Genomic DNA, 9,830 nt, shown 5'->3' on the forward strand with positions numbered 1-9,830 from the left:
GCGCATCCCGGCATCCGGGTGATGCTGCGCGACGCGGTGGCGCGGCGGGTCGGCGCGCTGGTCAAGGCGGGGGAGGTCGATCTCGGCATCGGCCATGCCGCGGGGCCGGAGCCGGAGCTGGCGGCGCGGCTTTTGTTCGAGGATGCGCTGGTCGCCCTGCTGCCGCCCGGCCACCCCCTGGCGGCGCAGCCGAGCCTGTCGCTCGCCGCCCTGTCCGACCAGCCCCTGGTGCTGACCGACCCGGAGAGCAGCCTGCGCGCCCTGGCCGAGGCCGCCTTCGCCGAAGCCGGCCTGCCGGCGCCGCGCCCGGCCTATGAGGCGACCTACATGTCGACGGCGGTGGCGCTGGCGCGGGCCGGGCTCGGCATCGCCATCCTGCCCGACAGCGCCATGGATTTGCGCGCGGCGCCGGAATTGCAGACGCGCCCCATCGACAGTCCCTTGCTGCGCCGCCGCATCCTGCTGCTGCGGCGGCAGGGCGCCGCCCTCTCCCCCGCGGCGGAGGCACTGGCCGAGGCGCTGCTGGCCGAGGCCCCCACTCTCAAGTTGACTTGAGGCCCCTCGCCGTGCCGAGATCGGTTCCAGGGAGACAAACGTCGTGGTGGCAGACAGGGCAAAGCAATGGTCCGTCTCCGCGCTGGCGCGCGAATTCGGCCTGACGGCGCAGGCGCTGCGCTTCTATGAGGAGCGCGGGCTGCTCACCCCCGGCCGCATCGGCGGTGTGCGGGTCTATGATTATCGCGACCATGCGCGGCTGCGGCTGATCCAGAAATTCCGCCGCCTCGGCTTCTCCCTCGACCAGATCGCCGAATACCTGGCGCAGTATCGCGCCGGGCAGCCCAATGCCGCGCAATACCGGCTGGGGCTGCGCCGCATCGAGGACCGTCTGGCCGAGCTGCGCCAGATGCGGCGCGAGCTGGACGAGACCATCGGCGAGCTGGAGGCGATGCGTGGCGACGCCGTGGCCCGGCTGCGCCATTGCGAAGCCGAATCGGCCGCCCCCGCCGCCTGACGACACCGAGGAGACAGCGATGCCCGCCTACACCCCGCCGGTCGAGGAGATGATGGCGCTGCTGGAGGAGGTGCTGGAGGCCGGCCCGGTGCTGGCCGGCCTGCCCGGCAGCGCGGGCGACCCGCTGCCCCTGCTGCGCGACGTGCTGGAGGAGGCCGGGCGCTTCGCCGCCCAGCGCCTGGCGCCGCTGAACGCCAGCGGCGACGCGGAGGGCTGCCGGCTGGAGAATGGCGTGGTCCGCCTGCCGCAGGGCTTCGCCGAGGCCTATGCCGAATTCGTCGCCGGTGGCTGGGGCGGTCTGGCGCAGCCGGTGGAATGGGGCGGCCAGGGCCTGCCGCGCGTGGCGCAGATCGCGCTGGACGAGATGCTCTCCTCGGCCAATTTCGCCTTCGGCCTGCTGCCCGGCCTGACCCGCGGCGCCGCCGAGATGGTGGAGCGCTTCGCGCCCGAGCCGCTGAAATCCACCTATCTGCCGAAGCTGGTCAGCGGCGAATGGGCCGGCGCCATGGCGCTGACCGAGGCGCATTCGGGCACCGATCTCGGCCTGCTGCGCACCAGGGCCGAGCCGCAGCCGGATGGCACGCTGCGCGTCACCGGCGGCAAGATCTTCATCACCGGCGGCGACCACGAGGCGGCGGAGAACATCGTGCATCTGGTGCTGGTGCGCCTGCCGGACGCGCCGCCGGGGGTGCGCGGCATCAGCCTGGCGCTGGTGCCGAAATACCTGCCCGATGCCGAAGGCCGGCCCGGTCCGCGCAACGCCCTGTCGGCCGGGGCGCTGGAGCACAAGATGGGCATCCATGCCTCGCCCACCTGCGTCATGAACTATGACGGCGCCACCGGCTGGCTGATCGGCGAACCGCATCGCGGCCTGGCCGTGATGTTCACCATGATGAACACCGAGCGGCTCTTCGTCGGCCTGCAGGGCCTGGGCATCGCCGAGGCCGCCTATCAGGGCGCCGCCCGCTACGCCCGCGACCGGCTGCAGGGCCGCGCGCCACTCTCCGCCGCCGGGGCGGAGGGGCCGCAGCCCATCCTGGGCCATCCCGATGTGCGGCGCATGCTGCTGACCATCCGCGGCTTCACCGGCGCGGCGCGCGCCTTGGCGCTGTGGACGGCGCTGGAGATGGACAAGGCCGCGCTGCATCCCGACCCGGCCGAGCGCGCTGCCTCCGAAGGGCTGATCGCCCTGCTCACCCCGGTGATCAAGGCGAGCTTCACCGATCTCGGCTTCGAAGCCACCGTGCTGGCCCAGCAAGTCTTTGGCGGCCATGGCTATGTGCGCGAATGGGGCATGGAGCAGCTGGTGCGCGATGCCCGCATCGCCCAGATCTATGAGGGCACCAATGGCGTGCAGGCCATGGACCTCGTCACCCGCAAGATCGGCATGGAGGAAGGCCGCCTGCCCTTCCGCTTCTTCGCGCTGATCCGCAGCAGCATCGAGGCCGGCGCCGCCATCCCCGGCGCGGCCGACTACACCGCGCCGCTCGCCGCCGCGCTGCAGCGGCTGGAGGCGGCGACCGAACGCCTGCAGGCCCGCGCCGCCGACCCGGTGGAGGCCGGCGCGGCGGCGGCGGACTATCTGCGCTTCTTCGCGCTCGTGGCGCTGGGCTGGATGTGGCTGCGCATGGCGCTGCACGCCCTCTCCCTGGGCGAGGCCGCCCTGCCCCGCCACCGCGATCATCTGGCCGTGGCGCAGTTCTTCCTGCGCCGCCTGCTGCCGCACTGCGTGGCGCTGGACCTCGCCATCGCCGAGGGCGCCGCGCCGCTGCTGGCGCTGCGGGAGGAGGCCTACTAGCCGCCCACCCCCGCCACCACACGACCGCATCACGAACCAGAACAACAGGGAGGAAGAGGATGCGTGGGCTGATGATGGATGTGCCGCTGCTGGTCAGCGCCGTGCTGCGCCACGCCGCGACCTATCACGGCGAGACCGAGATCGTCTCCCGCAGCGTCGAGGGGCCGATCCACCGCACCAACTATGCCGAGTTGCATGCCCGCAGCCAGCGCCTGGCCCGCGCGCTGCTGGCACTCGGTGTCGGCCCCGGCGACCGCGTCGGCACGCTCGCCTGGAACACCCACCGGCATCTGGAGATCTACTACGCCGCCGGCGGCGCCGGCATGGTCTGCCACACCATCAATCCGCGCCTCTTCCCCGATCAGATCGCCGGCATCATCCAGCACGCGCGGGATGCCGTGCTCTGCGCCGACCTCACCTTCGTGCCGCTGCTGCAGGGGCTGGCCGGGCGGCTGGGCGATGTGCGCGCCATCATCCTGATGACCGATGCCGCGCATATGCCGCCCCAGCCCGCAGGTCTGCCGCCGCTGCTCTGCTACGAGGAGCTGCTGGCCGCCCAGCCGGCGGAGTTCGACTGGCCGGCGCTGGACGAGAACGAGGCTTGCGGCCTCTGCTACACCTCCGGCACCACCGGCATGCCGAAGGGCGCGCTCTACAGCCACCGCTCCTGCATCCTGCACGCCATGGCCTGCTGCCTGCCGGATGTCTTCGCCCTCGGCGCCAGTTCGGTGGTGATGCCCGTGGTGCCGATGTTCCACGTCAATGCCTGGGGCATTCCCTATGCCGCGCCGATCGTCGGCGCCAAGCTGGTGCTGCCGGGGCCGAAGCTGGACGGCGCCTCGCTGCAGGAGCTGATCACCGCCGAGGGCGTCACCTTCTCCGCCGGCGTGCCCACCATCTGGATGGCGATGCTGGACTGGCTGGATGCCAACCAGGCCGGCACGGGTCGGCTGCAGCGCGTCGCCATCGGCGGCTCCGCCTGCCCGCCCGTGGTGATCCAGCGCTTCGAGGCGCGCGGCATCTCCGTCCTGCACGCATGGGGCATGACCGAGACCAGCCCGGTGGGCCTGGCCAACGCCCCCAAGGCACGGCATGCCGGGCTGCCGGAGGCGGAGCGCCAGGCCCTCGCCGCCAGGCAGGGACGGCCGCTCTTCGGCATGGAGTTCCGCATCCAGGGCGCCGACGGCGCCGAGGTGCCGCGCGACGGCACCGCCTTCGGCCGGCTGCTGGTGCGCGGCCCCTGGGTCGCCGCCGCCTATCACGACACGCCCCCCGGCCCCGCCCATGCCGAGCCCGGCTGGTTCGACACCGGCGACGTCGCGACCATGGATGCGGATGGCTATGTCGCCATCGTCGACCGCACCAAGGATGTCATCAAGTCCGGCGGCGAATGGATCAGCTCGATCGAGCTGGAGAACATCGCCGTCGCCCATCCCGCCGTGCAGGAAGCCGCCGCGGTGGCGCGGCCGGATCCGAAATGGGGGGAGCGGCCGCTGCTGGTCGTCGTGCTGCGGCCCGGCGCGGCCCTGACACGCGAAGAGATGCGCGCGCATTTCGAGGGGCGCGTGGCACGCTGGTGCATCCCCGACGACATCCGCATCGTCGAGGAACTGCCGCACACGGCCACCGGCAAGCTGCTGAAGTCGAAGATCCGGGAGCTCTACGCCGCGCCAGCCAGCGCAGCAGCGGGGGAATGAATTCCCCCGCACCCCCTTCTTTTTTCTTCCGGGGCCGGCCGCCGCTGGCGGCCGGCTGCGGCACACCACAGGGCCCGTCAGAGGCCCGGCAGGGAGACCAACGAGATGAGCCTCATCCTTCCGCGACGCACGCTGCTGGCGGGCACGGGGGCGGCGCTGCTCGCCGCGCCGCGCCGCAGCCGCGCCCAGGCCAACCGCACCATCCGCGTCGGCGTGCTGACCGACATGTCCGGGCCCTATCGCGACCCGACCGGGCCGGGCAGCCTGGCCTGCACCCAGCAGGCGGCAGCCGAATTCATGGCCGCCAACCCCGGCATCACCGTCGAGGTGCTGCAGGCCGACCACCAGAACCGCGCCGACACCGGCTCCACCATCGCCCGCCGCTGGTATGACCAGGACGGGGTGGACATGATCGTCGACGTGCCGACCTCCTCGGTGGCCCTGGCCGTGGCCGGCGTCACCCGCGACAAGGACCGCGTCTTCGTCAATTCCGGCGCCGCCACCACCGACCTGCACGGCGCCCAGTGCAACCCCAACACGGTACACTGGACCTATGACACCTACATGCTGGCCCGCTCCACCGGCGGCGCACTGACCCGGGCGGGCGGCGACAGCTGGTACTTCATCACCGCCGACTACACCTTCGGCCACCATCTGCAGCGCGACACCACCCGCTTCGTCGAGGAGGCCGGCGGCAAGGTGCTGGGCGGGGCGCGCTACCCCTTCCCCTCCACCACCGATTTCTCCTCCTACCTGGTGCAGGCGCAGGCCAGCCGCGCCAAGATCGTCGGCCTGGCCAATGCCGGGGCGGACACGGTGAACGCGGTGAAGCAGGCGCGCGAATTCGGCCTGACCCGCCGCGCCAAGCTGGCCACGCTGCTGATGGCCATCGCCGATGTCCACGGCCTCGGCCTGGAGAATGCGCAAGGCCTGCTGCTGACCGAGAGCTTCTACTGGGACCTGAACGACCGCACCCGCGCCTTCGCCCGCCGCGCCATGCCGCGCATGCCCGCCAACCTGCCGATCGGCATGATCCATGCTGGCTGCTACGCCGGCACGCTGCACTACCTGAAGGCGGTGGCCGATCTTGGCGTGGAGCAGGCGCGCCGGTCCGGCCGCGCGGTGGTGGAGCGCATGAAGGCGATGCCCACGGATGACGATGCCTTCGGCGCCGGCAGCATCCGCCCCGATGGCCGCAAGCTGCACCCTTCCTACCTGTTCGAGGTGAAATCCCCGCAGGAGAGCCGCGCGCCCTTCGACTATTACAAGCTGGTCCAGACCACCGCGGCGGCGGAGGCGTTCCGCCCGATGACCGAGGGCGGCTGTTCGCTGATCCGCACCTGACGACGGCCGCCGGCCGCCAGCGGCGGCCGGCCCTGACAGAAAGAGAAGGGGGTCCGGGGGAATTCATTCCCCCGGGCGCTTATATACGTCTCCTTCCTGGAGACCTCTTGTCCATGCAGGCTGTGCTGGCTGCCCTGACCCTTCCCTTCCGGCAGTTGACCGATCCCGGCTTCCGCGGCCCCTTGCTGAAGGGGTTGGGCATCGCCCTGCTGGCTTTCGCGGGCCTGGCTTTCCTGGCGGACTGGGGTGTCGGCGCGCTGGCCGGTGGCGAGGGCTGGCTGGCGACGCTGGCCGGGCTGCTGGGCGGGGCGCTGGTGCTGGCCTCGGCCCTCTGGCTGTTCGTGCCGGTGCTGCTGGGGCTGACCAGCCTGTTCCTGGACGATGTGGCGGAAGCGGTGGAGCGCCGCTTCTACCCGTCCCTGCCGCCGGCGGCGGGGGCCTCGCTGGCGGCGCAGGCCTCGGCCGGGATCGGGCTGACGGTGCGGCTGCTGCTGCTCAGCCTGCTGATTCTGCCGCTGGCGCTGCTGCTGCCGCCGATCGGGGTGGTGCTGTATTTCGCCGTGGCCGCTCTCTCCCTCGGCTACGGGCTGTTCGAGGCGGTGGCGCAGCGGCGCATGAGTGTCGCCGAGTCGCGCCGGCTGCGCCGCCGGCGCCGGGCGGAGATCGTGGCGGTGGGCGTGGCGCTGGCGGGGCTGGCGGCGGTGCCGCTGGCCAATCTGCTGGTGCCGGTGCTGGGGGCCGCGGCGATGACGCATCTGCTGCATCGGGGCCAGGCTTCCGCCTGAACCGTTCACCCGGCCGTGGATTGCGAAGCGGCGGGGAAATGTGCTGCGCTCACGCCGCGCTGCGCCGATCCGGCGCGGCGCGGGAACCCGCATCACAGACGGGGAAGGACAAGTCCATGATGAGCATGACCCGCCGCGGTCTGCTGGGCGGCGCGGCCGCGCTGGCCGCCGCCAGCCAGCTGCCGCGCCCGGCCGAGGCCGCCGCCCCCTTCCGCAACGAACTGCCGCCGGCCTGGCACCGCTTCCGCTTTGGCGAATACGAGGCCACGGTGATCTCCGACGGGCGGCTGCCGCTGGGCAAGCCGGCGCCGGCCTTCCCGGCCTCGCCGCCGGAGGAGATCGCCCGGCTGATGAGCAGCAATTTCCTGCCCACGGACGAGGCGACGCTCGAGCAGAACATCCTGGTGCTGAACACGGGGCGGCAGCTGATCCTGTTCGACACCGGCATGGGCGAGAGCATGGGGGCGGACAGCCAGATGTTCGGCCCGACCACGGGCAAGGCGCTGGCCAATCTGCGCGCCGCCGGCATCAGCCCGGAGCAGATCGACCTGGTGGTGCTGACCCACGCCCATTGCGACCATTGCTGGGGGCTGGTGGACGCGCAGGGCAACCGCGTCTTCCCCAACGCCCAGGTGGCGCTGTCGGAGGCGGATCTGCGCTTCTGGACGGATGACGCCAACAAGCGCGGCCCGGCCTTCATGACCTCCTTCATCGACGGCGCGAAGAAGAACCTCTCCGCCTATCGCGACCGCATGATCATGGTGAAGGACGAGCAGGAGGTGGTGACCGGCATCACCGCCCTGGCCGCGCCGGGCCACACGGTCGGCCATCACTGCTACGCCATCAGCTCCGGCAACCAGGTGATGGTGAACACCGGCGACCTGGCGCATCACCATGTGCTGCTGCTGCGCCGGCCGATGTGGGAATTCTCCTTCGACACCGACCCCAAGCTGTCGGCGCAGAGCCGCAGCCGCATGCTGGACCGGCTGGCGACCGACAAGCATGCCGTGCTGTCCTACCACTTCCCCTGGCCGGGCCTCGGCCATGTGGCGAAGGAGGGCGAGGGTTATGCCTGGATCCAGGAACCCATGAACCTCTCCACCCTCGGTTAATTCTGTCGGCTGCCGGTCAGGGCCGGGACGGGAGGCGCGACACTGGGCCGGGGATGCTCCGGCCCAGGGTCGCTGGATCCGCCCCGGTGCAGGCCGGGACGCTGCCCTCAGTGCAGCGCCCCGCCTCCCCACCCGATGGCGGCAGCCCGAAAGAATAATTTGACCGGGGAAAAGGGCGGGAGGATACCGGACCACGCCGGTGCGGTTTGCGCCGGCTTGTCTTCACTGGCCGGATCCCTCCCCCATGCTGCGGCGCTTCTTTGCCTATTACCGGCCCCATAAGGGGCTGTTCCTGCTGGATTTCTCCTGCGCCATCCTGGCCGGCCTGCTGGAGCTGAGCTTCCCCATCGCGGTGAAGCTCTTCGTCGACAATCTGTTGCCGAGCCAGAACTGGTCGCTGATCCTGCTGGCCGCCGCCGGGCTGCTGGTGGTGTATCTGGTGAACACCGGGCTGAACGCCATCGTCACCTATTGGGGCCATGCGCTGGGCATCAATATCGAGACGGAGATGCGGCGGAAGGCCTTCGACCACCTGCAAAAGCTGTCTTTCCGATTCTACGACAACCAGAAGACCGGGCATCTGGTGGCGCGGGTGACGCGCGACCTGGAGGAGATCGGCGAGGTCGCGCATCACGGACCGGAGGACCTGTTCCTGGCGGTGATGACGCTGATCGGCGCCTTCGCGCTGATGTTCATGGTGCATTGGCCGCTGGCGCTGATGACGGCGGTGGTGGTGCCGGCCATCACCTGGGCCTCGGCGCATTACGGCGCGCATATGACGCGCACCTGGCGCGAGATCTATGGCCGCGTCGGTGCCTTCAACGCCCGCATCGAGGAGGCGGTGGGCGGCATCCGCGTGGTCAAGGCCTTCGGCAATGAGGAGCATGAGCGCACCCTCTTCGCCCGCGACAATGCCCGCTACCGCCAGACCAAGCTGGAGGCCTACAAGATCATGGCCGCGAGCATGTCGCTGAACTATCTGGGCATGCGGCTGACGCAGATGATCGTCATGATCGCCGGCAGCTATTTCGTGCTGCAGGGCGAGCTGTCGAACGGCGCCTTCGTCGGCTTCCTGCTGCTGGTCGGCGTGTTCTTTCGGCCGATCGAGAAGATCAGCGCGGTGATCGAGACCTATCCCAAGGGCATCGCCGGCTTCCGCCGCTACACCGAGCTGTTGGACACCGCGCCCGACATCACGGATGCGCCGGACGCCATCCCTGCCCCCGCCCTGCGCGGCGATATCCGCTATGAGCAGGTGAGCTTCGGCTACGGCACCGGGCGCCCCGTGCTGGAGGGGGTGGAGCTGGTGATCCGCGCCGGGGAGACGGTGGCCTTTGTCGGCCCCTCCGGCGCCGGCAAGACCACGCTCTGCTCCCTGCTGCCGCGCTTCTACGAGGTGACGGGCGGGCGCATCACCATCGACGGCATCGACATCCGGCACATGACGCTGGCCTCGCTGCGGGCGCAGATCGGCATCGTGCAGCAGGATGTGTTCCTGTTCGCCGGCACGCTGCGCGAGAACATCGCTTATGGCCGCCTCGGCGCCAGCGAGGCCGAGATCCTGGACGCGGCGCGCCGCGCCCGGCTGGACGGCGTGATCGCCAATCTGCCGGAGGGGCTGGACACGGTGATCGGCGAGCGCGGCGTGAAGCTCTCCGGCGGGCAGAAGCAGCGCCTGGCCATCGCCCGCATCTTCCTGAAGAACCCGCCCATCCTGATCCTGGACGAGGCGACCTCCGCCCTCGACACCGAGACGGAGCGGGCCATCCAGCAGAGCCTGACGGAGCTGGCCCAGGGCCGCACCACGCTGGTGATCGCGCACCGCCTGGCGACGATCCGCGATGCCGACAGCATCGTGGTGGTGGACCAGAGCGGCATCGTGGCGCGTGGCCGGCATGAGGAGCTGGTGGCGCAGCCCGGGCTCTATCAGCGGCTGCATTCGGTGCAGTATGGGGTGACGGCCTGAGAGCCGGCCCAGGCGGCTGCGGCCGCCTTGTCCCCAGCGTTTGAAAGCCGGCCTTTGGGCCGGCTTTTCTATGCGGCTTCCCTGCCAGAGGCACCATCGGCCGGCCGTCTCGGCTG

8 protein-coding genes are annotated in these 9,830 nt (G+C 70.9%); all 8 read left to right on the plus strand.

The genetic code is table 11. The features are described 5' to 3' along the window. Positions 1-555, plus strand: a 555-nt coding sequence (locus HMPREF0731_RS23190; RefSeq protein WP_007004694.1) for a LysR substrate-binding domain-containing protein, incomplete at its 5' end; no start/stop codon positions are given. Between the two features lie 46 nt (positions 556-601). Then, on the plus strand, positions 602-1,012 hold the full coding sequence (locus HMPREF0731_RS13410; protein WP_157136106.1) for a MerR family transcriptional regulator: 411 nt from the start codon (positions 602-604) through the stop codon (positions 1,010-1,012). A gap of 19 nt (positions 1,013-1,031) precedes the next feature. Next, complete coding sequence (locus HMPREF0731_RS13415; RefSeq protein ID WP_007004696.1) at positions 1,032-2,810, plus strand: acyl-CoA dehydrogenase C-terminal domain-containing protein; 1,779 nt, start codon at positions 1,032-1,034, stop codon at positions 2,808-2,810. 71 nt (positions 2,811-2,881) lie between these two features. After that, positions 2,882-4,507: a long-chain-fatty-acid--CoA ligase gene (locus HMPREF0731_RS13420; RefSeq protein ID WP_007004697.1), complete on the plus strand. Its 1,626-nt coding sequence runs from the start codon at positions 2,882-2,884 to the stop codon at positions 4,505-4,507. Between the two features lie 105 nt (positions 4,508-4,612). Beyond that, the gene (locus HMPREF0731_RS13425) at positions 4,613-5,851 is read left to right on the plus strand and encodes an ABC transporter substrate-binding protein (RefSeq protein ID WP_007004698.1); all 1,239 of its coding nucleotides are present in this window, start codon (positions 4,613-4,615) and stop codon (positions 5,849-5,851) included. Between the two features lie 113 nt (positions 5,852-5,964). Continuing rightward, a complete protein-coding gene (locus tag HMPREF0731_RS13430; protein WP_040613145.1) occupies positions 5,965-6,636 on the plus strand; it encodes an EI24 domain-containing protein in 672 nt (223 codons plus the stop codon). Between the two features lie 125 nt (positions 6,637-6,761). After that, positions 6,762-7,748 carry an MBL fold metallo-hydrolase gene (locus HMPREF0731_RS13435; RefSeq protein ID WP_211207933.1) on the plus strand — a complete coding sequence of 329 codons (987 nt, stop codon included), beginning with the start codon at positions 6,762-6,764 and terminating at the stop codon, positions 7,746-7,748. Positions 7,749-7,992: 244 nt separating this feature from the next. Next, entirely contained in the window at positions 7,993-9,714 is a 1,722-nt protein-coding gene (locus tag HMPREF0731_RS13440) for an ABC transporter ATP-binding protein (protein ID WP_007004700.1), read from the plus strand. The last annotated feature ends 116 nt before the right edge of the window (positions 9,715-9,830 follow it).

The organism is Pseudoroseomonas cervicalis ATCC 49957 (assembly GCF_000164635.1).
In the GTDB taxonomy this organism is placed as follows: domain Bacteria; phylum Pseudomonadota; class Alphaproteobacteria; order Acetobacterales; family Acetobacteraceae; genus Pseudoroseomonas; species Pseudoroseomonas cervicalis.